Genomic DNA, 24,059 nt, shown 5'->3' with positions numbered 1-24,059 from the left:
GTTCGGGATCAACACCTGATTTTAATGAAAAAACAAACCGCTTAATTAATTTTTGAAATTTAGAATAATTCTCTTGTTTTATAGGGGCCAAAACAGCTATTCCGGATGCGGGAAATAATTCATCATCGAAAACTACGCGAAATTATAAAGTGAAAAAGGACTTTGATTCCATACAAAAAATTGAATTCCAAGAAAAATCATTTAAAGATCTTAGTGATATTATACGGCAAAATATTGATGAATTACAAGCAATCGAAAATGTGAACGGAAAGATATTGAAGAGTAGCGCGCAAGAATTTGAAGCTATTTTGGTAAATCGTAATCAAATAAAATCAGAATCAACATTGAATTTAAATATACTTAAAGAATCTAATTCGTCTAGATTTATTAATAGAATTGATACTTCCGGGTATTCTATTAATATTACAATTAAAGAAGAAAATAGAACTGACGAGAATATATCTTTTTCACTTGCTAATGATGATTATGAACTGTATTGGCTTAAAAATAGTCCTGGGTATTCGATAGCGTATTCTCAAACTGAAACAGAAAAATTTACTATCAAACAAATTTCAGAAGAAATTTGGGAAGATTGGTTAAATAAAGTGGGAATAAACTTTAATATATGAAACTGTACCAAGGAGATAATATTAATCCATTAAATCTTTTAAAGGAAAAACCTTTCAAACTCGAAAGGGAGATCCAGAACCTCTTCGAAACCAATCTTTTTGAATTGATGGGGCTGAATCTGGTGAAATCTGAATTTAGTATAAAAAACAAGCGAATAGATACACTGGCATTTGATCCAGAAACTAAGGCCTTCATTATTATTGAATATAAAAGAAGTAAAAACATAAGCGTTGTAGACCAGGGTTTTACTTACCTAAGCCTTATGCTAGAGAATAAAGCGGATTTTATTATCGAATATAATGAAACCCTAAAAGCTAATCTGAAACGAAATGAGGTGGATTGGACCCAAACCCGGGTAGCTTTTGTTTCTACCGGTTTTACCGAAAACCAAAAAACTGCAACTAATTTTAAGGATATTGCCATAGAGCTGTGGGAGGTGAAACGCTATGAGAATAACCTAATTAGTATTAATGAGGTTCGTAAAAGTAAATCTGCCGAAAGCATAAAACCCCTGGCAGAAAACAACGAAAAGCTTAAGGCAGTTACTGAGCAGATTAAGGTTTATAATGAGGAGGATCATTTAAGAAGGAAGACTGATGAAATTATAGAACTGTATGAAAGCTATAAAACTGCCATACTTAACCTTTCGGATGATATTGAAATCGAATACCGCAAAGACTACATCGCTTTTAAGAAGAACTCAAATATTGCTGATATTACAGTTCAAAAAAAAGGCTTAAAAATCTGGATCAATCTGAAGAAAGGTAATCTTGACGATCCCAAAAACCTTATGCGGGATGTTTCGGAAATAGGACATTGGGGCAATGGCGATTATGAAGTAGTGGTAAATGATGATAAAAACCTTGAATATATTATGAGCCTGGTAAAACAAGCTTTAAAAAACCAGTAACCATAAATTTTACTTGAAACCATATTTCATTCCGTTAATTATCAATATATACAATTGCATGAAGATTGTTTAAAGGATATTCTGGAATTGAATGTAAAAGCAAATTGATTTGTATACTACTAGCTTTTTGACAAAAAACCAAAATTAAATGAATGTACCTTTGACAGATAAACAAAAAGAACGACTTCATATTTTAGAGCCCAAGTTAAATCAAGCAATTCAGGAACAAGATTTTTCAACTGCTAAAAATTTAGTTGTAGACATTCAAAAGCAACTGAGACCAACAAAACACTTTGTTCGGCTCGTGCAATCTAAAAATAAGCTTTACGAGTTATCAATTGAATTAAATAAATGTGATTTTGCTCTTAATGGACTTTTGTCTAATCAAAAAGTAATAAGAAAAAATACTAGAATTCATTTAGAAACAACCTCATTAATCGCTATTTGTTATTTGAGAATGAGAGATGTGGAAAAAGCAAAAAATTATATTCAAGAAGTTTTAAGGAATCATACGGTAATTAAGACTCAGAGAACTAGAGAAGCCTTTCACACCGAAATCATTAATAGATTTAATGAGGAAGTAGCACTTGCAACATTAACAAGTACCCAATCTGTACATCTAGACGAAGATGAAGTTGAACGAGAGTCAATAAGGATAATTCAGACTATGACAGATGATGAGATTTTCAGCCAAATTGGACAATCCTCTCCTTCCTCCACAAAAAGCTTATTATTTTTAGTCTACGATTATTCAACTAAACAACTTCCCTCAGCGGAAAGACTTGCTCTTCCTAGTCCTGATCAAAAGGTAAAAGATAAAGAGGTAGGATTGACTGTCTTTGAATCTATAAAACGAGTTGTATATAATTCATTATGCAATCCAGAAAGTGAGATATATAAGGCTTGGTTTAATAATGGAGTGCACATTTTTTTAAGTAAAGGTTATATCAAATCCGCTGTGGTTTCTTGTTTAGTCAATATTGGATTTAGTGTTTCTATGATTGCGGCATCTATTGTGGCTTTAATCACCAAATTTGGGATTGAAGTTTACTGCACTAAATATAAACCTATTTATGTATCTGATATTAGAAAAAAATAAAAACAGTTTGGAATAGTGGCTATAATTGAAATATATTAAACCATTTAAAAATGAAAAAATTGAATTATATAATAGATGCAAATTAATTGATTTTGTTATTAAATAAGTATTTGATAATATTTTTTTGACTTTTTCCGATATGTTAGAAATAGCTTGTACCTAGTTTACACCTCATACTTCCAAACAGCCAGTGTTTTAGCGGGATAAAAAATACTGCATCGGAAAATAAATAAGTGATTTTATTTGATATCAAATGACAACAAATAGAACCAAATAGCACTAAATACCAGTTAAATAGAGGCTTTAGAGCCTCTATTGTTTTTTACTACTTTCCTTTTTTTATCATATTAAGAGCTGAACAAATTTTATCAATTAGAAAGGCCGAGTATGCGCAGGGCAAATATGGGATAAAAGATAAAAGTAAGGAAAAACTTCTCTTTCTCACTTTTTATGACAAGGTGAAAGAAGAGCGTTATGAAAGCAAAGGTAATTACGACAACTGGGATGCCGCTCAAAATCATATTGAAGATTATATAGGAAAGAGAAAAATAAGCTTTGAGGATATTGATGAAGAATTCGTTATAGGCTTTAAAAAATACCTAAATAAGAAAGCCAGGACAAAATAAAATACTGAATTGTCCCAAAATTTTAAATATTCTTATTACAACAAATTTAAAGCTTCATTACGACAGGCATTTGATGTTCGAAGTATTCTGTTAGCGCTGCTTTCTGATTAAATTTTTATTTTATCCGGATCTTGCCGGTTGGAAAAAAGGGATAATATTTCTATAGAATTTTTATTTAACCGATATTATAAACTGTTAAATTTTGCAACTACAGCTCTTCTAACATTTTTCTTTTTGGAAACCTGAAATAGCTCTGGATTTTTTGAAATTAATTCTATGGTATGATCCAGTTCTTGAGAAAAATTTTCTAATTCTCTTTCAGACCAATTTTCCTCCAAATATTGAATTGTATTTTTTAATTCGGAAAGGGCGTGGTCAGTCCACAGAATTTTATAACCATTTCTCATATAACTTCTGTGCTTCGGAATGAGATTTTAATTTTCCGGCTTCAGCATCTTGAATCCCTTTTTCGATTGATTCTTTTTCTTCCTTTGAGATTGCTTTCCACCAGTCAGCTTTCTCATTATCTCGCAATTTCATTATTTTTTCAATAATGGACTCGTCATTCAGCGTTGATAGCCACTGAATTAATTCGATCTTCTTATTTTGAATATTTATATCCATAACTTAAATTTACGATTTTGAATTTAATTTTGTTCTTTATGCGTTATTTTTAACTACTGCCCCACACGTTCCAACATGTAAGGAAGCGAGCATAACGTTTCGATTAGCCACTGATTCAAGCATCTTTGTTTTTACAATGTTGTGAGGCGTTTTCTTTTGCGGTTGATTTTTGCGCTTTTAGGCTTCTTTAATGAAATTGTTCATTTAAAGCGTAAATTTTAAAGTTGTCAGGACTTGTGAAGGACGCAAGCGATAACTACTTTGCACGTAATAATATTCGTTATTGTAAGGATTAATAAACTCATCGGTATTCAGGAAATTCCGCCAGCTAATGTTTAGATCCATTTTTGGTTTTTCAAAAGTAAACTGATAGCCTAGGTTAACAAAATAATTGTCAGCATTTTCGGATAACGAGTTCAAATAAATCTACTTGTTTTATCATATACTATTTTCTGTTTACCGGTCGTGTAAGATTCAAAAAATAAGATGTCACATTTAAGTTTCTTCAAAATTAAAAATAGCTTCAATTGGTAATTTAAAGAGGTTAGAGATTCTAAATGCCGTTGGTAAACTGGGGTCAAATTTCTCTTTTTCTATGGCATTAATTGTTTGTCTTGAGACACCAATAATATCCGCCAAATCTTCCTGTGTAAAGCTATATTCGGCTCGAAGCACTTTTAATTTGTTTTTCATGCGTACCTTCTGGTATTTATGGTAACTAAAACTAAATAAATTAAACCTATAAATATCACCAGGTTGCTTATTTCTGCATTAAATGTAATTAAATTGGTAGTGTCAAGTAGAGAATAAGAAAGTCCAATAACAACCGCTAATCCTAATGTTAACGCCAAAGATTCTAAATGGATCTTGCGCTCCAGCTCATCAAAATTATTAAACATTCTTCGGTTGGCGAAAATCATTAAAATCCCGTGAACAAAATTTACTGATACTGCCAATGCAGTTAAAACACTGTGATCGTCCCAAATGTAATTGGGCCCAAAAGAGGCAATTGCCTGGGTAGCCACCCAACTCCAAGTCCAAATGGCAAGATTGTAAAGGTTCTTTTTTCGTTCTTTTTTCATGATAATGTAATTATAAGTTCACTTTAAGTAAAGTGTACTTTACAAAAGTAATCAAATATTTTTTATGTAAAGTGTTATTTACATAAAAATTGAAGGAAAGATAGAAACTGATTAATTTCCTTGATTTATTAGGACTGGATATTTCAATGCTAATCTAGCTGAATTTCCAACCATAATCTCCTTTAGGTTCTAAATCAAATCTTTGATCTTTCCGTTAATGAATGAGGAAAAGTATTTAAAGAGAAGGATAGAAAAATGAAACTAAATAGATTAACTAGCCTGATGAAATCAAATTAAAACAAGAGATAATTAATTATCAAGTTCAGGGGTCCCCCCGGAATCAGATACAGCCGCTTCATCATTACTATTGTTATAATCATTACTTTAAAAACTTGTTTCTTTCTGCTGGGATTTGAAGTTCTCAATTTCCATGATTAGTTACTGAAGAGAAGGACCAGCGTCATTATCTTCCATTGATCAGATGGTTTTTTCCTGATTATTTATCGAAAAAACAGATGCCCCCGCATCCGACAAAGGTATTTGTTCAGAACCTTTTTTCTTCTCTTGTCCTAAGGATTACAGTCCACACTACGTGCCAGTGAGCGGTCCATCTAAAGGAGAACCAACGTAGTTGTTAGCGACTATTATTAGTTCCCTTGAACTGAATGCCTACCCACCAATTTGGTGGATTAATAGCAGCAATCATTTGTCTCAAATTAGGCCTGTTACCTATTCGCTGGGACTGTGGCCTTCTAGAAGTGCTTTGCTGAGGAGATCCAGTGCTGCGTAAAAGATTTCGTGCACGGGAGTCTGCTAAAGGCTAACTTGGTAGTTGAATTTTCGTAAATCTGAAAAGCCTTCTAAATAAACGGTATTCTGAAACATTGAAACGGCTGAACTTAATTTTAATAGGCATATTTCTATTTTCATTTTCTTAAATAACTAATAAGCAGTTAGTTAAATTTAGATTAGATTAGATTTTATTTATTTTTTTTCCTAAATTTAAAATTCCTACCAGATACCTTAGAAATTTCATTCCACCCTCTTGTAAATTTCTTTATGTAAAAATTTAAAAATTATAAGTTATGTCATCACTAAAAAGGCCCGGGGTCTATATTGAGGAAAAATCTACTTTGTCCGACCCAATAACCAGTGTAAAAACGGCCATTCCCGCCTTCATAGGTTATACCGAAGATGCTACCTTGCTCAATTCTGCCACCAGAATTACCTCCCTATTGGAATATAAGGAGAAGTTTGGTGGAGCACCGCTCCAGCAGTTTACACTATCACTAACTGATGAGTATTCTGATGGAGAACTTATTTCCAGATCTTATAGTGCTGATGATCCCATTGCCAGCATCTTCAAACTGTTTCATAGTCTTGAGCTTTATTTCAATAATGGGGGAGGCCCTTGCTACATCGTTTCGGTAGGTGATTATGATGCGGGAAGGATTGAAGTCGGTAGAACAGAACCACTGGAGGGCTTAATTGGTGGCATTGCCGCAACTGAAAAAGTAGATGAACCTACCCTTTACGTATTTCCCGATGCCATTAGCCTAAATGATCAAGTGGAATACGGTTCCGTAGTAAAAGATGCATTGAATATGTGCAATAAGCTGCAGGACAGGTTCACTATATGTGATGTGTTTCATAATGGGAATCCAACTGCAATCACTCAATACAGAGGTGAACTTGGGATGAATTACCTCCAATACGGAGCAGCATACTATCCCACATTACTAACTACCCTAAATTATTTTATAGATAAGGCCTCTGTTATCACTCATACCCATAATATAACAGGTACCCTTCCACTTCACAATGGCCGTACACTTGCAGAAGTAGAGAATGACGATCCTTTGGTGTATAAAAGCTTTGAAGCCGAAATAAAAAGGAAATACCTTAACCTACCTGCTTCCGGTGCCATTGCTGGTGTATATGCTAAAGTAGATGCAAATAGAGGTGTATGGAAAGCCCCTGCGAATGTCAGCCTGAATTCTGTCTCTGCTCCCTCGGTAAACGTGACAAACGAACAGCAGGCCGGACTTAATGTGGACGCGTCAACCGGTAAGTCCATCAATGTGATCCGGTCTTTTTCCGGAAGAGGTGTCCTTGTATGGGGAGCCAGAACACTGGCAGGGAATGATAATGAGTGGAGATATGTTCCTGTTCGCAGATTATATATCACAGTCGCGGAGTCTGTTAAAAAGGGGACAGAATTTGTGGTGTTTGAACCTAATACCGCTAATACCTGGGTAAGGATAAAAGCATTGATTCAAAATTACCTTATAGCTATTTGGAGAGCTGGGGGACTAGCGGGTTCCAAGCCAGAGCAAGCATTTTTTGTAAGGGTAGGTTTAGGCGAAACCATGACGGCGCAGGATATTTTGGAAGGCAAATTGAACGTGGAAATTGGTATGGCAGCAGTGCGGCCTGCCGAGTTTATCATTTTAAAATTTTGCTACAAACTACAGGAATCTGCGTAATAAGCTACTATTCCCAGAATGGTGAAACCCCACTGGCTTTTGTCATATTCTCCTGCTAATCTGTAATGATATTTACCTATCCAGTATAGTAGTAATAATCCTAACATATTTATTGATGAGTTTTGTTGTCAACGGTTTTTGGTTAGCATAAGTTGGCAGAGCAGGGACGCTGGCTTGGCAACGTAATAATATTTTCTGATATTGTTTTTAATAGTTCAAATTTTGTTGATCTAAAATTTCAGAAATTAATTTTTTATACTCTATAACGTTCCTATCATAATTCTTCTTTAAGTGAATACCTAATAAAATTCCTATTGATAATAATATTCCAGTTATCAGATATAGATATGAACTACTGTACAATTCCAGAATTACCACGGCTAAAAAACCCAAGCCTAATACAATATGGACGTACATTAATAATTTAGCTAAAGGGTGTTGTGTAAAGGAAACTTCTACAATAGTCTGATTTCCGGGATGTGTTTTTGATATTTTTCCATTCACAATAATGTTATTCTGAGTATTTATTTCAAAAGGAAGTAGGAGTCGTTTACGTAATTTAAATTTGACTAAATTTATTTTATCAAAATTGAAACTAAGAACAAATTTGTTAGCGTTTCCTAGTGAAGATTCTAATTTTTTGCTTATCTCCTTAGGACTATTTTTTACTTGAAAATTCCATGCATTCATATTATCATTTTAAAATCCTTAAAAACGCTACGAAACTCGTCATTTATTAAAATAAATATACTAATCTACCCACTTATTTTTTATATTAATTGTGAAAACTTTTAGGCAGTTCCTGGCTTGGCCCTTAGCGCCACTGAAATGCAATAATCATGTTTAAAAGAGTTAAAAAAAAAAAAATAGCTATTTCGAAAAATTCTTTCTTTGCTCAACTTAAAAAGTTAATGATTGTTGTGGTTAAAAAACAATACTTTTTCAGTCAATTTTCCTTATCGAAGGCCCGATTAGATGGATATATCCTGCTAGGGGAGAGATGCGCCAAGTTAGTTGGAGGAGTTCCATTATTAAGTTCAGAAAAGGCTTTATCTTTGTAAGATGTTGTATATGTCATGAAAAAACTGGAAAACAAATTAGAGCAGAATAAAGTAAGGCCTACCGCCATGCGATTACTGGTTTTAAAAGCACTCCAAAACCAAAAGGCAGCGGTAAGTTTACAGGATCTTGAAATGACCTTTGAAAAAGCTGATCGTGTTACTCTTTATCGTACGCTCAAAACCTTTCAGGATAAAGGATTAGTTCATAGTATTGAAGACGGTACCGGTGCAACTAAATATGCATTGTGCCAGGATGGATGTGAATGTGCTCCTGAAGATATGCATGTCCATTTTTTCTGTAACAGCTGTAATGATACTTTTTGTCTTCCCAAACTTAAAATTCCTAGTGTTTCCCTACCTCAAGGTTTTATTCCTGTAGAAACCAATTTACTGGTAAAAGGAATTTGCGCTAACTGTTCCTAATAAAAACGCAATCTCATTGCAACTTAATGAGCTTAACTTTGAACTGTAAAAAAGTTTAAATAAAAAGTTATGAGTGATTGTTGCGGAAATGAAACCTGTTCCTCAGTAACCTTACCAGAGAAAGAAAGCAATTTAAGTTTTTTTCAAAGATACCGGGAATATGGATTGGCTATAATAAGTTTAATCCTTTTGCTAACTGGGATTGTATTAAAGGAATTCATCGCAGCATCCTGGTTTAGTAATACCTTTGAGTTGGTTCTTTTTGTGGCTGCTTATCTTCCTGTGGGAACACCTGTGCTATGGAAAGCCATAAAGCAGATTGGAAAAGGCGATGTGTTCAACGAGTTTTTTTTAATGGGAATCGCAACCATTGGAGCTTTCTATCTGGGACAATACGCTGAAGGGGTGGCTGTGATGCTGTTTTATGCAGTGGGAGAACTGTTTCAGGGCGCAGCAGTCAATAAAGCTAAAAAATCAATTGAGAGTTTACTAAAGGTGCAATCAGAGGAGGTGACTGTGGTAAAACCAGATAAAACTCTGGCCGTGGTCCATCCATCCGTTGTTGCAATTGGAAATATGATAAGGATTAAGCCAGGTGAAAAAGTGGCACTTGACGGCGAATTAATTTCTGAAAAAGCTACCTTTAACACTGCAGCACTTACAGGAGAATCGGCGCCGAAAAGGAAGTATGAAGGAGAAACAGTTTTGGCCGGGATGATTAATTTAGAAAGTGTTAGTTTAATCAGGGTTTCCAGTCGGTTCGAGGATAGCAAACTATCTAAAATCCTGGAGCTGGTCCAGGAAGCTTCCACCAGAAAGGCTAAAACGCAACGTTTAATTACCCGATTTGCCCGAAAATACACACCAATAGTTGTTTTTCTAGCTACAGCACTAGTTGTTTTACCCTACTTCATTGCTGATGCATATGTTTTTGAAGAATGGTTGTACAGGGCACTGGTATTCCTTGTGATCTCCTGTCCCTGTGCCCTTTTGGTCTCTATTCCATTGGGATATTTTGGCGGAATTGGTGCGGCCTCCCGGAATGGGATTCTTTTTAAAGGAGCCAATTATCTTGACCAGATGCGCAAGCTCAGCACAGTAGTAATGGATAAGACCGGCACCCTTACCAAAGGAGTATTTAATGTTCAACGGGTAGTAGCTGAGAATTTTGATAAAAACCTGATGTTGAAACTGGTTTTTTCTTTGGAAAGTCAGTCTACCCATCCAGTGGCAAAAGCTGTGACCTCCTATTGTCAACATTTCCAATATGAATATGCGAAAGTAAAAGAAGTTGAAGAATTTGCGGGATTAGGAATGAAGGGGCAGGTTGAGGGATTTAGCGTCCTGGCAGGGAACACCAAGTTGCTTGAGAAATTTTCTATTTCCTATGATAAAGCCATTGATGAAATTGCCGAAACCACCGTGGTGATAGCGATCAATGAAAATTACTGCGGATATATTCGAATTGCAGATGAAATCAAAGCAGATGCTCAAATGGCAGTAGAGAACTTAAGGAGCCTTGGAATTCAAAATCTTGTTATGCTTTCTGGTGATAAGATCAGGGTTGTTCATAAGATTGGTCGAAAACTTGGTTTGGACTTGGTTATTGGCGAACTGCTTCCAGAAGGAAAGATCAATGAGATTGAGAAGCTTAAGAAAAATTCAGCAGTCCTTGCTTTTGTTGGGGATGGCTTAAACGATGCCCCGGTAATTACCCTGGCTGATATAGGGATCGCTATGGGGGGTCTGGGATCTGATGCCGCTATAGAAACTGCTGATGTGGTAATTCAGACAGATGAGCCGTCAAAAATCGCCATAGCTATCAAGATAAGTAAAGCAACTCATAGAATTGTACAACAGAATATTGTATTGGCTTTTGGGATTAAAGCTATTGTCCTGTTTTTAGGTGCTATTGGAATGGCATCGATGTGGGAAGCCGTATTTGCAGATGTAGGAGTTGCACTCTTGGCGATTTTAAATGCTATAAGAATTCAAAGAAAGGATTTTTCTTCTGGTGAAGCTTTGTCCGTATTAAATAATAAAAAAGCTGGGAAAACTTATTTCAGGAAATCAGTATTTTAGAGATAAAAAAGCTATGTTGATTTAACTGAAAGCCCTTTAAAGTTCCTATTTTTACTCTAAACTTTATAGTGATGAGAGTATTTCAGTTTTTAGTTATGTTCATTGGATTAACCGCTCTAGGGCAGAATTCCAATATGACCAGTGAAGATCAGCTCAAGGATCTTATTGAGGATTCATTTCAAAATATCTTTTCTGATATGGAATTGCAGGCTTTAGAAACCTATTGTACCCAGGATTTTTTGCTTTTGGAGAACGGAGAAGTTTGGGATATGGAAAAGATGAGAAATTATTTAAAGCGTTCGAGAAAACAAAATACAGAAGTGGAAAGAATAAATTCTTTCGATTTTGTGGAAATAAATATTAAAGGGAAAATGGCCTGGGTGGCTTATTATAATACAGCTGAGTTTATGTTAGGTGATGATCTAATAAGAGAAATGAACTGGCTGGAAAGTGCAACCGCTATTCTCACTGATGAGGGCTGGAAACTACAGCTGCTACATTCTACGCTCATAAAGAAGGAGAAAATTTAACATCACTGGATTTTTTCGCAGATCTAATCCTATAATAATAATAGGGGGGCAATAAGGCCAAGCCTTAGTTCATTTTTATTATAATCAGCGACATCTAAATTTTCTACCGCATAATTTGAGTAATCGTAATACCGTCCTATATAAGCAAAGAAAAACCGGATATCAATATTTTTGAAGGGACTGTAATAAAGGGTAGGGATCATTCCATAGCTTGTTCTTAAATGATACTTATTGGTTTTAATGTCATCATAAGCACTACTTGTCATAAGGGTCAATAAAACCTTAAATTTTGGACTAAAGCGGTATTCCGCCCTCAACCAATTTTCAATATACCTGGCATTCTCTGCCAACCGGTCGTTACTGATAATATTGGTTACTATACCCTTGGTATCAACCTGTTCATAACTGTAATGAAAGTCATACATAAGGCTCAGATTACGGTTCTGGTATTTGTGACCCAGGGTAAAAAAATAAGTCCCCCTATTTTTCACCTCATTTCCATAGCTTAGGCTATAAATGGTTTGTATTTTTCCATCAAAAAAGTTTCCGCGCCAGTTTGTGACAATGGCGACCGGCTAAATAGGTTCCTGGATATCTTCTGCAATTACATCGCCGTAAAGATCCTCATAAAGCATAGTACGGGAGTTCAACACTTGCAACCCAAATTTATGATCTTCTAGAGCTTGGTAAGTAATCCCGGCTCCGGTAACAAAAGCCAGGGCATTGCCATAAATATCATTGTATTCTAAAATATCCATGACACTGAATTCGTATTCATAACCCCCGTAGGAGGCAAACATTTTTCCGAGTTTAATATTCAAAGAAGGACTTGCTTTAATATCGATATAGGCCAGTTCGATATTATTACCCAATTGGTCCAGGCTTTGCACCTCGCCTCCTTTGTTAAAACGATTTCTAAAATTGAAATTCACCCTTTCATGTAATTTCCCGGAAATTCCTAAAGCCGTATACCCGTTCTGAAACTGCATCCCATTGTAATACTGGTCACCACCCCGAAATGCATAAGCTCGAAATTCCGTACGCATATCAAAGGTGAAATTGATATTCTTTAGGAGCTTTTTCTTTTCAAAGGTAATGAGCGGTTCAGCCAGACTGTCGTTTTGTTGCGATAAGCTTAAGCACGGCGACAATAAAAGCCCACATATTAAAAAAAATTTCATCATAGTTATAGTTTTAAATTTTAGTATAATGTAGACAGAGGTAAGGCTGACCAATAATTTTTGTATTAATTGGAAACTTATAATTTCGAGCAAGCATTTAAATTTAATAAAATTTAATGAAAATTTGAACTGGACTTTTAATATCGGCTTATTTAATATTCCTATCAGTTATGAGCTCAATAAATCTTGGGAAGTCGGAAGAATCCTTAAATGAACATTGTAAGAAATCTTAAGCTTAAAGGAAGCTAGTTTTGCAATGGTTTAACTAAAAGGTCCTTTTTAGGCTGTATAATCTTCCTATATTTATTTTTTCAAAAAGAGAAACAATATTCCCTTATGCGCATCATTAATGCCCACCAGAATAACCTCAAAAATATAAATTTAAAAATCCCTGAAAATCAATTGGTGGTGGTCACCGGATTATCAGGTTCTGGGAAATCATCCTTTGCTATGGATGTTATCGCAAACGAGGGTTACCGTTATTTTTTAGAAAGCCTTCCTGCATATAATGGGCAAAATGCACAATTAATACCTACCGCTGAAGTAGATGATATAGAAGGCTTACCGCCGGTCATTAAGGTGGAGCAGTCCAAGGGCTTCCAGTCAATTAATGCTACTTTCGGAACACTCTCAGAGTTGGCTGTTATCTTTAGAATTTTGTTTGCCCGTTATGCTGGTATTGAGCCTATGAGTAAATCGCTCTTTTCATTCAATCATCCTAAAGGAGCATGTGAGCACTGTCATGGGTTAGGTCAGGCAGAATATATCGATCTTGGTAAGTTGGTCGGAGATGAAAATAAAACCTTAAGAGAAGGGGCTATTAATACTACTTTGCCTAGTGGTTATATTGTTTATTCACAGATTACCGTTGACGAATTAAATAAGGTTTGTAAAGCCCATGGATTTAGTGTTGATATTCCCTGGAGAAAACTCCATGCAACTCAAAAAGACGTTGTCTTAAACGGAAGTGATCGCATCAAAGTTTTTTATGGTAAGCATACTTTGGAATCTCGCTTAAGATGGGAAGGTTTAAAAGCAAAACCTCGAGAAGAAGGATTTTACAAGGGGATGCTTCCTATTATGAAGGACATTTTAAAAAGGGACCGAAATCCAAACATCTTAAAGTTTGCCAGTTCCAGCACTTGTCCAAAATGTGAGGGAGCCAGGATTAAAGCCGAACACCTGAAATACAAATGGAAAGGACTGAATTTTCAAAAATGGATGGACCTTTCCTTAAACGAGCTATATGAACAACTCAAAGATCTTGACCTGACCGCGGGGGAACAAGTATTGGTTGATAAAATCTCTACACAATTGTTCGACCTGATACGATTGGGAATGGAGGGCTATACACTAAGTACTCCAAGTATGAATATTTCCTCTGGTGACGGACAACGCATCAAACTGATCAAACAGGTAAATAGCAGCCTGCAGGGTATTCTTTATGTGTTTGATGAACCTTCCATCGGTTTATCTGAAGATTACCAGAGCTATTTATTGCATATTTTCAATCGGTTGATAAGCCGGGGCAATTCAGTTATGGTGGTAGAACACAACCTAAATTTCATCCGGTCTGCTGACTGGGTAATCGAACTGGGCCCTGGCGCTGGTGTTTATGGAGGAGAAGTCATTTTTAATGGATCGATTGGGAAGTTTTTAAATTCACATGAGACAAGTAGTCCCACCTTAACAGAATTACAAAAAGCAAAATTTAAACCTGATAATTCACCTAAACGAGAATCGGTAGGTTCATTTCAGCCTCAAACAGGCGAATTGACAGTGGTCAGTAGAAAAACACAAGAAATCCTGCAAAAACTTTCCATATACTGTGAAAAAGAAGGTTTAAAACCGCTTAGGATATCCGATCAACCTATTGGTAAAACCCCTAGAAGCAATCCTGCAACTTATACGGGCTTGGCCGATAAAATACGTGATCTGTTGGCCAAATCTACGGAGGCCAAATCCTTAAAGATCGCTAAGGGAGCCTTTTCTTTTAATAATAAAACAGGAAGATGTGAAGCCTGTGAAGGAGCAGGTGTAATCAGCCTCTCTATGAATGTAATGGGCACTATTAATCAGGTTTGTCCAAGCTGTAATGGCAAGCGCTTTAAACCTGAAGTTCTGAAAGTGCATTGGAAGAAAAAAAATATTTCGGATATCTATAACCTTAGTATAGAGGAAGCTTATGATTTTTTTTTCCAAGAGCAAGAACTTACCAAAATACTGTCTCTGATGTTGCAGTTAGGCCTCGGGTATATCAAACTTGGCCAAGCTTCTAATACCTTATCAGGGGGCGAAGCGCAGCGTATTAAACTCACTAAGCACTTTGCTAGACAATCAAAAAAGACGCTTTTATTGCTGGAGGAACCCAGCATTGGACTTCATCACAAAAATGTGAGGCAGTTGTTAAAAGCTTTGCACCAGCTGAAAATACAAACAGCAGGTATAATTTGTTTTGAAAATCATTCCCTTTTTAAGTTCTCATGTGATAAGTTGGTGGACAATGCCATAAAAGCTAGAAGGGGGGACCTAGAAAAAGTATCTGACCAGCGAAGGGATATTATCTCTATAAGAGGGGCTAGAACACATTACCTAAAGAACCTAAACATTAACCTTCCCAAGTATCAACTATCGGTGATCACAGGAGTCTCAGGTTCGGGAAAATCCTCTTTAGTGATTGATACCCTTCACGGCTACGGACTACAGGAAATGACCAAGCAGTTTTCTACTTATCAGCGGTCCAGGGTAGGAGTGAATTTTCAGTTTGAAGTAGATCATATTCAAGGGCTTAGTCCTACAATTTGCGTTACGCGTAAAGAAAAAAACTATACTCAGCGCTCCGATATTGCTAAACAAACAGGAATAGATAAAATTTTACGTTTTGCCTTTTCAAGAAAAGCGCAGTACCAGAACAACGACTTGTCAGCCAGTCATTTTTCTAATAATCATGAATTGGGGAAGTGTAACATATGCGATGGAATAGGTGAAGAATTGCTTCCTGATTTAAAGAAAATAGTGCTCGATAGAGAAAAGGGCATCTCCAGTGGATTATTTATGCATAATAAGGCCCTGGCCTATTATGGTCATGCGGACAGTCAATACATGGCCATTGTAAAAGAGCTCGGTGCCACCTATGGATTTAGCCTGGAAACTCCTTATAAAAAGCTGACCGACACCCAAAAGAATATGCTATTCTATGGCGCAGGCCAAACGGTATGGAAAGCCCAGTGGAGATTCAAAACCAAGACCAGGGAAGGGATTCAGCCAGTTAGCATGCAATGGGATGGTCTTTTTCACTATTTAAAAGAAGAATATTATAAAACCCGGAATAATAAAAATATCGACAAACTTAAGGCTCTTTTCTCTTTTACCAGATGCAGTCATTGCTCTGGAAGTGGGTTAAAGCCAGAACGCTTAGCTTTTCAAATTGGAGGGAAATCCATTCACGAATTAAGGTCAATGAATTTTAAATCCTTGAATAACTGGCTTTCTGCTGATTACGGAAAAGATGAGATAACTCAAAAACTCATCTCCAATATTGCGCCTCATATGATCAATACCATAAAGAGAGCCAAGCAATTACATATTGATCACATACAACTCAATCGTAAATCGTTTACACTTTCTGGGGGAGAAAATCAACGAGTAGCACTTATCAAACAGCTTAACAGTCCACTGAAGGGAATTACCTATTTATTGGATGAACCTTCCGCAGGGTTATCCAGGGATAATATTCCCGACCTTATCAGGATTCTAAATGAACTTAAAGGAAAAGGAAATACGGTAATAGTGATTGAGCACAACAAGGAGATAATTCATAAGGCTGATCATCTGGTTCAACTCGGGCCTCAGGCAGGTAAGCTGGGTGGGAATATTATTTATCAAGGTACGCCTGAGGACTATGTGAATAAAGCCGATTGTCATCCATATTTAAAAACTCCAGAAAGAGGACTTGAGTTAAGGGCAGGAAAGCAGTCCATTGCCATTGGTAAAATCAGCAAACATACCTTAGTAAAAGAAGCTCTGAATGTTCCTGTTGGAGGAATCACCGCCCTGAGCGGTAAATCAGGAATAGGAAAGACCACTTTAGTGAAAGAGATCCTGGTTCCAAGCATTTCGATGGATAAACCGGTTAATTGTGAGGAAATATTGTTCCCCAAAAAGTATGCAGAAGCGCACTATTTTGAGTCTAAAAAACTAAGATCATATGCCAGTACCTTACTAGTATCTTATTTAAAGCTGCTTAAAGAGGTAACTAAAATATTTTCGTCCGAAACAGGCCTTAGACCTGGTGATTTTTCATATAAATCAAAATCAAGCCAGTGCCCCAACTGCAAAGGCAAAGCTTATAAGGAAACCAGTCTGGATGTGGTTGCCAATGAGATTGAAATTTGTGAATTGTGTAAGGGACAACGCTATCGGCCACATATATTGGCGTACAGGGTTAAGTCAAAGAATATCGCTGAAGTCCTCACCCTGAATCTTTTCGAATTAAGAGCATGGTTATTGCAGTCTAAGGTACCTGCTAAAACCCTTGAGTTTTTAAAACAACTGGAGGAGGTCGGGTTAGCACATCTTAGGATAGATCAGCCGGTACAATCTCTTTCTTCCGGAGAGAAGCAGCGATTATTGTTGCTGAGATGGCTGCAGGATGAAACTAAAAAAGCACTTTATATTCTTGATGAACCCAGTACTGGACTACATTATGCCGATATTGATCAATTGTATGAAATATTAATCAAACTCAGCCAGGCCAATGATATCCTGGTTATTGATCATAATCCGTATTTGTTGGAGAAAATAGGGGTGGGGGTAGTTTTGGAATGAGTTTCATTTGAGAATATCTTCAAAGAAAATTCAAATTCCTTCTGAAAAAAAATGAGAAGTAGATATAATTGTTTGCTATTCCCGAAAGAACTTACACTGATAAAAGTTTGCCTCCCAAACTTTGACAGGAGGGTTTTTAAGGCAAAATGACGAATTAATTCACGATATATATGATCTTTCTACATCGCAGATCTTGAAAAGCTCCGAAAATGGTTTCTTGAAGTATCATTAAAAAAAAGGGAACCCTCCCCGGATTCCCTCTGAATTTTTAAAATAGCAACTTTTTATCCTCGAGTAAGCCATCCCCTTTTACTTGCTGTAGCAATAGCATAGGGGGTGATCCAAAATAATCCAAAGGTATATAGAATGCTATAGGAATAAGCCCAAAAGGATTCAGACAAATTATATCTTTTCGCGTAAAAAAGTACGGGGAAGCTAGACCAGATCAAAATGCTAAAAAGAGTGGAACTTAAAAAGAGGATTGGATCCATGGAAATGAAGAAAAGCATCATCAAGATTGTGGGATAGCTCATCACCAATTTCAGTAGCTGATTTATAAACAATAGTCTTGATCCAGTCTTGGAACTTTCCCTGAAATCTGTGAACACATACTTGGCCATTGAAATGTTCTCCCGGACATTACTTCTTCCCCATCTAATAAACATTTTATATAGTCCTGTGTATTTTTCGGGCACATTGGTATAAGCATAGGCATTTCTTTGGAAAAGCACATGATAACCTTGTTTAAGAATCATATTAGTCATTGCCCGATCTTCCCCGATATCGGAAGCCTTACCCATAAAAGTCTGATTGATCCATTCATCTAGACAGCCAAGGACAGCTTTCCTTCTATAAGCAGCAAGTGCGCCCGGGGTGCAAAGCACCGATTCCAGAGTGCTTTCCGCAGAGCGAACAAATTCAAAGCTAAGTACGAAACTTACATCCAACATCTTGGGTAACATCGCCTTTTTTTCATTGTTAAGTACCCGAATGTTTCCTGCTACAGCCCCGCATTTTTCGTTTGTTACAAAAGGGCTTACCAGGTTGCGAAGCGTATCAGGAGTAACTTCAGAATCACTATCTACCGTTACGAAAATTTCCCCGGTCCCGATATTGAATCCGCGATAGAGCGCGTGACGTTTTCCTTTGTTTTGTGGCTGCTGGTATATGCTCACTCGGTCTCCAAGTGCTTTTTTGGCCTTCTGCATCCATTCCCAGGTATCATCCTTGCTCCCGTCGTCAATTGCCAGTAATTGTATCTTTTCTTCTGGATAATCACTCTTTGCCAGGCTCATTAGAGTAGCCCAAACCTGTTTACCTTCATTGTAAGCAGGCACTATTACGGTGCAGGTTGGTAACTTATCATTGTCCACGGAGGAAATCGGTTTGTATCGAAGGTAGAGGTATAGGTTGTAAAAAAAGAATCCAGCTCGGAAAAGGAGGAGGGAACCTGTGATGATAAGGATGGCAGTACCCCAGCTGGAATTCAGGCCGTCCAGGTTATACCGGGTAAAATCCCCCTGTAAAACATATACAAGGTATGCTGCGCCAAAAAGTAATGCAAGGCTGATAGCCCTTACCATTATCCCTCTGCGGTCGCTGGGCTTATTTTTATTAGAAAATGTAGGAAAGGCAGTTTTATCTGCAGTAGAAATTATTTTTTTTGTAGCTATGGTATTTTTCATATTTATAGTCTTGTTTAGCGTTAGGCCTGGTGGTTTTTTATCCACAACCTGTCACACATCCTTAATAACAATCCACATACCAATTAGCTAAGAGGCTCATAATGAAGCTTGGAATTTTATATTGACTAAAAGAATTGGGGATTTTTTTCACTACTGAGGATTAATTTGTGTTGCTTTCCCAGTCAATTTGATGATTATGGTTTCTGGTTGCCCCTTTAAAAGACCCTGAATAATGCCATTTAAATAAAAAAGGGTCTAACGCTGTGCATTAAACCCTTTTCTGGAAATTCAGTAATTTTTAGACCTGGCTAGTTTAATTTACCGCTTCAGGTTCTTTAATTTTTTCTTCAGAAACTTCAGCACCTTCGAGTACATGGAACTTCTCTAGTTGATCTTCTTCCCCTGTAAAGTATGGAAATACGTCTAAAATTGGAGATTCTGTAATAGATGGGATGTTGTAATCCCCTATAGTCTCTTCCATTGCCAGGTTTGTGTTTTCAAAGGCTTCTTTTATATCATTAGCCTGTACAAGTAAGTAAATATTAGTCTTTTTCTCTTTTCCGCTTTCTTCATCCAAAGCTACAAGGGAAACTTTTGATTTAAACCAACGATCAGAATTTTCAAAGGGATGAACCTCTGAAAAATTAGCGACTTTAATATTCATGATCCTGAAATCTTCGCTAGTATAAGCAGTCATCTCTTCGCTAATCCTGGCCTCTGCCTCTGTATAAGATACTGCATCCAGCAGATAGGTGTCAGTGGTCATTTTTTGCTCTCCAGTTTCATGTGTTTTTTTGTATTTCACCTTACATTCAAACCAAGTTACGCTCATATCTTTATATTTTAATGGACCAAAAATATGATTTATAACAGGCCTCTTTCATAAATCATTGCGATAAATATTCACAATTTTTCTCGCTGTTTTATAAAATGTTAGGCATCAGGAGGTAAGAAAAAATTAATGTTTGGGCAGTCCGATATAACTCGAAAATAAAAATTAATTTTTAAAGCTTTCTTTTACTATCTTTATAGGGTTAATGTTAAACTATTAGAAATTATGCCTAAGGAAAAATCACCTTCAAAGAATTCAGCTAAAAAAGAGCCGGTCTTGAGTTTAAAAGAAAAGCGAGCAGCCAAAGCTGCAAAGAAAAAAAGCAGAACTTAAAATCATCATATAAAGTATAAAGTCCCGCTCTCTTGCGGGATTTTTTTGCTTTATCTAATCAGGAGTCTTTGTTGTTTCTCACGGCATCCTTAAACTCTATATCTTCATCTATCGATCCTGAGAATGCTTCGATCCAGGCATTTTTAAATATGTTCAAAACAGTTGCCCATATACCGGAATCGACATTGTTTAGGTCTCCTTCCAGGGGAACCCTTGTTGCTAGCGTATCGGTGCTTTGGTTTTTCAGGGCAAACTTAAAGAAGCCAATGAAGCCTTCCCACAATTTTTTGAAAAGACCGCCCTGGTCATCTTTGGCGATCAATTTGGTGTTGATGAGCATAGGTTTTATATAGCCCTTCAAATACCCATCCGCTATGGCTAGTTCACTATATAATTCAAAAGTTCCGCTTTCAAAATCTACCCCGGCATATCTACGGGTAAGATCGTTTAGGGCGGTGGCTTCAGCTTTTTGTAAAGAAAATTCCATATCCATATCCGGAATTTGTTTAAGCAAATTTAAATCCCCGTGGATTTTAACATCTCCGCCTCCCATGGATATGGCATTAGCCCATAAATGTGAGGGAAGGTCCTTTTGTTGGTCTACTACATTACTCAGATTGTGAGCTTCCAGACTAATCTCTTTCAGGAACAAACTTATTTGAGGGTCTGCCGATACTTCTACGAAATTAGCCGTGCCATTATACACCACAAAGTGGTTAATGTCTATGGGAACCAAATTGGTAAGTGCTTTGGTCCAGTCTTCCACATCTGCCTGGTCCTGCTTTTGTTGGTTTTCAAAAATATAGTTGAACTGAGGATTCTGCATTTCAACCTCGCTGACAATTTTCCCCTTTAACAGGGAACGCCAGTCAATGGAGATATCAGATGATGGAAAGTCCAGAAGTGGTTTTTCTCCCTGGGATTTTTCTTCCCTTAAAATTAATCCCTCTATCTGGTAGGCGCCACGCCATAGAGAGAGATCAATATCAGAAACACTGCCTTTGTAACCCGGAATTTTATTTAAGGTTTTTGTGACATAATTTTCCAGGATGTACGGAAGTGCAATTCTTCCAACAATTAGTAGCGAAACGATAAGAACAGGTAATACATATCTTTTCTTATGTCGTTTTCTTTTATTCTTTTCGCTCATCATCTCATATTTATGCTAAAATGAGATTATTAATCAGTATTTTAAGTTAAGGATTATTTAAAAATTGACTTCAAAGATCCTAACTAATGTTGATCTTATAAGAAGCTTCAAATTCCTTTTTACTTTCAAGCATTTGAATTCCCTCCTTAGTTTTTAAGTTTTTATCGGTGCTTTCCACATCTGCCATTCCCAGCCAGGGTTCTATACATACATAGGGTGCCCCTGGTTTTGCCCAAATTCCTAAATTGCTGAAATCTGAGTATTCTACGGATAAAATTATTCCGGTATTTTTATTTTTTAAGGCTACTTTTTTTGAAGGAATATTTTGGAAGATCAAGGCGTCTTTGGCAAACAGGTCTTTTTGTAATCTGATCTTATCCTCATTATCTAAAATCCCTTCAGTTTTATCCATAACCAGTCCTTTTTCATTTAAAAGGTGGGTACTAAGATCCATTTTTCGATCAAATTCCAGGTAGAAATCTTCATAAACTTCACCTTCCTCGATTGGGGCGTTGAAAGCAGGATGACCACCCAGAGAGAAATAGAGTGGCTTTTCATCTAAATTAATAATGCTATGATGAATTTTTAGGCTTTTTTCATGGAGGGTGAAGGAAATTTCAAATTTGAATTTAAAAGGATAGATTTCTAAAGTTTTCTGAGAATATTCCAATTCAAAAATTAAGGAATTTGGAGTTTTTACCTTTAACCGCATTTCCTCATTATGCCTTATAAATCCGTGTTTAGGCATTTTATATGCTTTGCCTTCAAAAAGAAACTCGCCGTCTTTGAGCACTCCAATAACCGGAAATAAATTTGGTGCCCGGCTTGCCCAAAATTCGGGACTTCCCTGCCATAAATGCTCAATACCGGTTTCCAGGTTTTTAAGGCTGGATAATTCAGCACCTATGGAATTGACTTTTATACTTAGAAATTCATTTTGTAATTCGTGCATCTGGGCTTATTTTTTTCTTTTACGGTTCGCATTCTTATCTCCTCGGGTTTTAGGTTTTTTATACTTCTTGGCGATCTCCCGGCGGTAAGAACCACCGAGGTTTTCCTTTCTGTTTTTCTCTTTTTTCTCATGAAAAGCAGGCCCTGGTGCATCATCATCTTTATTTTTTCCAGGATTGTTTATTTCAAAAACCTTGGGTTGCTCTTCCGGAATTAATTCTGAAGAAACCTGAATCTCTCGGGGTAATTCTTCTTGTGGAACTTCCATTTTCATCAAAGCTTCAATTTTCTCCAGGGATACTAATTCAGCCTCAGTAGTCATCAAAATCGAATTTCCTGCTTTCTCTGCCCGACCGGTTCGGCCAATTCGATGCATATAATTTTCGGGATATGTTGGGGTGTCAAAATTAATAACGTGACTTACCGATTCAATATCGAGTCCGCGCGCCATTACATCGGTGGCGACCAATATTCGGCAAAATCCGCTTCCGAATTGTTTAATGCTTCGCAGGCGATAATTTTGGGTCTTATTGGAATGAATGACGGTACATTCATCCAGAAAATGCGTTTGAAGTTCCGTATAGAGTCGGTCCGCCATACGTTTGTATGCTACAAAAATCAACACCTTAGAATAGGTTTCCTTATCTTTTAAAATATGTTTCAGGAAATTCACTTTAGTATAAAAATTCGGAATTTTGTAACCTGTTTGCTTAATATTATCTAAGGGCGTCCCACTAGCGGCAACAGAAATAGTTTCAGGACTTTTAAAGTTAGTCTCGATTAAGTTTTCAACGTTTTCAGTTATCGTGGCTGAAAACATAATATTTTGCCGGTTCTGGGGCAGTAGTTCGAAAATATTATTGATCTGGAATTTAAAACCCAGGTCTAACATAACATCCACTTCATCGATCACCAGTTTTTGGATAGATTTTAACTGCAAGGCACGCCTAAGGACAAGATCGTATAACCTTCCCGGTGTGGCCACTACAATATCCAGCCCCTGCAATAAGGCCTGATGTTGAGTGTTCATATTTACGCCTCCGTAGATTCCGGTAACCCGAACATTCATATAGGCGGTTAACTTTTCAATTTCTTCCACAACCTGCACCACTAGCTCACGGGTAGGCACCAAAATCAAAACCCGAGGATTTTTTTGTTCTGAATATTTAAGCATTCTTAAAATGGGAAGCATGTAGGCAAAGGTTTTTCCCGTTCCAGTTTGAGCGATTCCCACCATATCTTTACCCGACATAATAGTAGAAAAAGATTCTTCCTGTATCGGGGTGGGGGTGTTAATCCCTATGTCTTCCAGAGCATTGCGCAAAGGAGTGGTGATATTTAAGTCCTGAAAAGTCACTGATTGAAGTTTATATGAGCCAGCAAAGTTAATGAAACTCTATATGAAAATGAGCTTAAGCAACTTTAATATAGCCGGTGGAAGTAATCCCGGCTATGAGTTGATGATGTGGAGTAAGATATTTTATGTTAATCCCTGATTATTAATAAATGAGATTATATTCATTTATTTCGGTATTTTTGATCAAACT

At 36.7% G+C, this 24,059-nt stretch carries 21 protein-coding genes and 1 pseudogene; 10 read left to right on the top strand and 12 right to left on the bottom strand.

Translation table 11 applies throughout. The annotated features are described in order from the left end of the window. The first annotated feature begins 149 nt into the window (after positions 1–149). The 4 genes from DET49_RS09820 to DET49_RS18890 all read left to right on the top strand — a co-directional run bounded on the left by DET49_RS09820 (position 150) and on the right by DET49_RS18890 (position 3,265). Positions 150–629, top strand: coding sequence for a hypothetical protein (locus DET49_RS09820; protein ID WP_133547925.1), 480 nt, complete (start codon positions 150–152; stop codon positions 627–629). Next, positions 626–1,540 carry a DUF5655 domain-containing protein gene (locus DET49_RS09815; RefSeq protein ID WP_133547924.1) on the top strand — a complete coding sequence of 305 codons (915 nt, stop codon included), beginning with the start codon at positions 626–628 and terminating at the stop codon, positions 1,538–1,540. The genes DET49_RS09820 and DET49_RS09815 overlap by 4 nt, the downstream gene beginning before the upstream one ends. 148 nt (positions 1,541–1,688) lie before the next feature. Further along, positions 1,689–2,639, top strand: a complete 951-nt coding sequence (locus tag DET49_RS09810; RefSeq protein WP_133547923.1) for a hypothetical protein — start codon at positions 1,689–1,691, stop codon at positions 2,637–2,639. Between the two features lie 263 nt (positions 2,640–2,902). Beyond that, the gene (locus tag DET49_RS18890) at positions 2,903–3,265 is read left to right on the top strand and encodes a phage integrase SAM-like domain-containing protein (protein WP_317130312.1); all 363 of its coding nucleotides are present in this window, start codon (positions 2,903–2,905) and stop codon (positions 3,263–3,265) included. Between the two features lie 390 nt (positions 3,266–3,655). Here the strand turns inward: DET49_RS18890 and DET49_RS09795 are convergent, their stop codons facing one another. From DET49_RS09795 to DET49_RS09780, 4 genes are all read right to left on the bottom strand, one after another. Then, a complete protein-coding gene (locus tag DET49_RS09795) occupies positions 3,656–3,889 on the bottom strand; it encodes a hypothetical protein (protein WP_133547922.1) in 234 nt (77 codons plus the stop codon). A 204-nt stretch (positions 3,890–4,093) separates the two neighbouring features. Next, the gene (locus tag DET49_RS09790) at positions 4,094–4,309 is read right to left on the bottom strand and encodes a hypothetical protein (RefSeq protein ID WP_208109634.1); all 216 of its coding nucleotides are present in this window, start codon (positions 4,307–4,309) and stop codon (positions 4,094–4,096) included. 75 nt (positions 4,310–4,384) lie between these two features. Next, a complete protein-coding gene (locus DET49_RS09785) occupies positions 4,385–4,582 on the bottom strand; it encodes a helix-turn-helix transcriptional regulator (protein ID WP_133547921.1) in 198 nt (65 codons plus the stop codon). After that, a complete protein-coding gene (locus DET49_RS09780; RefSeq protein WP_133547920.1) occupies positions 4,579–4,971 on the bottom strand; it encodes a hypothetical protein in 393 nt (130 codons plus the stop codon). The genes DET49_RS09785 and DET49_RS09780 overlap by 4 nt, the downstream gene beginning before the upstream one ends. Before the next feature lie 1,085 nt (positions 4,972–6,056). Between DET49_RS09780 and DET49_RS09775 the strand changes: the two genes are divergently transcribed. Next, positions 6,057–7,457 carry a phage tail sheath family protein gene (locus DET49_RS09775; protein ID WP_133547919.1) on the top strand — a complete coding sequence of 467 codons (1,401 nt, stop codon included), beginning with the start codon at positions 6,057–6,059 and terminating at the stop codon, positions 7,455–7,457. Here DET49_RS09775 and DET49_RS18825 read toward each other — a convergent pair. Then, positions 7,433–7,564 (bottom strand): hypothetical protein, encoded by a 132-nt coding sequence (locus DET49_RS18825; RefSeq protein ID WP_262707982.1) that lies wholly within the window; start codon positions 7,562–7,564, stop codon positions 7,433–7,435. The genes DET49_RS09775 and DET49_RS18825 overlap by 25 nt on opposite strands. Before the next feature lie 100 nt (positions 7,565–7,664). Next, positions 7,665–8,147, bottom strand: a complete 483-nt coding sequence (locus DET49_RS09770; protein WP_133547918.1) for a DUF423 domain-containing protein — start codon at positions 8,145–8,147, stop codon at positions 7,665–7,667. A 149-nt stretch (positions 8,148–8,296) separates the two neighbouring features. Between DET49_RS09770 and DET49_RS18470 the strand changes: the two genes are divergently transcribed. The 4 genes from DET49_RS18470 to DET49_RS09755 all read left to right on the top strand — a co-directional run bounded on the left by DET49_RS18470 (position 8,297) and on the right by DET49_RS09755 (position 11,553). Further along, on the top strand, positions 8,297–8,518 hold the full coding sequence (locus DET49_RS18470) for a hypothetical protein (protein WP_166636566.1): 222 nt from the start codon (positions 8,297–8,299) through the stop codon (positions 8,516–8,518). A 15-nt stretch (positions 8,519–8,533) separates the two neighbouring features. Further along, positions 8,534–8,941: a Fur family transcriptional regulator gene (locus DET49_RS09765; protein WP_133547917.1), complete on the top strand. Its 408-nt coding sequence runs from the start codon at positions 8,534–8,536 to the stop codon at positions 8,939–8,941. A gap of 69 nt (positions 8,942–9,010) precedes the next feature. After that, positions 9,011–11,023, top strand: a complete 2,013-nt coding sequence (locus DET49_RS09760; protein ID WP_133547916.1) for a heavy metal translocating P-type ATPase — start codon at positions 9,011–9,013, stop codon at positions 11,021–11,023. Positions 11,024–11,094: 71 nt separating this feature from the next. Further along, positions 11,095–11,553, top strand: coding sequence for a nuclear transport factor 2 family protein (locus DET49_RS09755; RefSeq protein WP_133547915.1), 459 nt, complete (start codon positions 11,095–11,097; stop codon positions 11,551–11,553). A 29-nt stretch (positions 11,554–11,582) separates the two neighbouring features. Here DET49_RS09755 and DET49_RS09750 read toward each other — a convergent pair. Continuing rightward, positions 11,583–12,599: pseudogene (locus DET49_RS09750) on the bottom strand (porin). 471 nt (positions 12,600–13,070) lie between these two features. Here DET49_RS09750 and DET49_RS09745 point away from each other — a divergent pair. Beyond that, complete coding sequence (locus DET49_RS09745; RefSeq protein ID WP_133547914.1) at positions 13,071–17,561, top strand: ATP-binding cassette domain-containing protein; 4,491 nt, start codon at positions 13,071–13,073, stop codon at positions 17,559–17,561. 284 nt (positions 17,562–17,845) lie between these two features. Here DET49_RS09745 and DET49_RS09740 read toward each other — a convergent pair whose 3' ends face one another. The 5 genes from DET49_RS09740 to DET49_RS09720 all read right to left on the bottom strand — a co-directional run bounded on the left by DET49_RS09740 (position 17,846) and on the right by DET49_RS09720 (position 23,869). Next, entirely contained in the window at positions 17,846–19,246 is a 1,401-nt protein-coding gene (locus DET49_RS09740) for a glycosyltransferase (protein ID WP_133547913.1), read from the bottom strand. A 313-nt stretch (positions 19,247–19,559) separates the two neighbouring features. After that, positions 19,560–20,078: a DUF4494 domain-containing protein gene (locus tag DET49_RS09735; RefSeq protein ID WP_133547912.1), complete on the bottom strand. Its 519-nt coding sequence runs from the start codon at positions 20,076–20,078 to the stop codon at positions 19,560–19,562. A 391-nt stretch (positions 20,079–20,469) separates the two neighbouring features. After that, positions 20,470–21,561 carry a DUF748 domain-containing protein gene (locus DET49_RS09730; protein WP_317130311.1) on the bottom strand — a complete coding sequence of 364 codons (1,092 nt, stop codon included), beginning with the start codon at positions 21,559–21,561 and terminating at the stop codon, positions 20,470–20,472. A gap of 79 nt (positions 21,562–21,640) precedes the next feature. Then, positions 21,641–22,513, bottom strand: coding sequence for an aldose 1-epimerase family protein (locus DET49_RS09725; protein ID WP_133547910.1), 873 nt, complete (start codon positions 22,511–22,513; stop codon positions 21,641–21,643). A 6-nt stretch (positions 22,514–22,519) separates the two neighbouring features. After that, the gene (locus DET49_RS09720; protein WP_133547909.1) at positions 22,520–23,869 is read right to left on the bottom strand and encodes a DEAD/DEAH box helicase; all 1,350 of its coding nucleotides are present in this window, start codon (positions 23,867–23,869) and stop codon (positions 22,520–22,522) included. Positions 23,870–24,059: the final 190 nt, after the last annotated feature.

This window comes from Salegentibacter sp. 24, assembly GCF_004362395.1.
Classification (GTDB): Bacteria; Bacteroidota; Bacteroidia; order Flavobacteriales; family Flavobacteriaceae; genus Salegentibacter.
The sequence above is the reverse complement of the archived record's forward strand: the minus strand, read 5'-3'. Positions and strand labels throughout refer to the sequence as shown.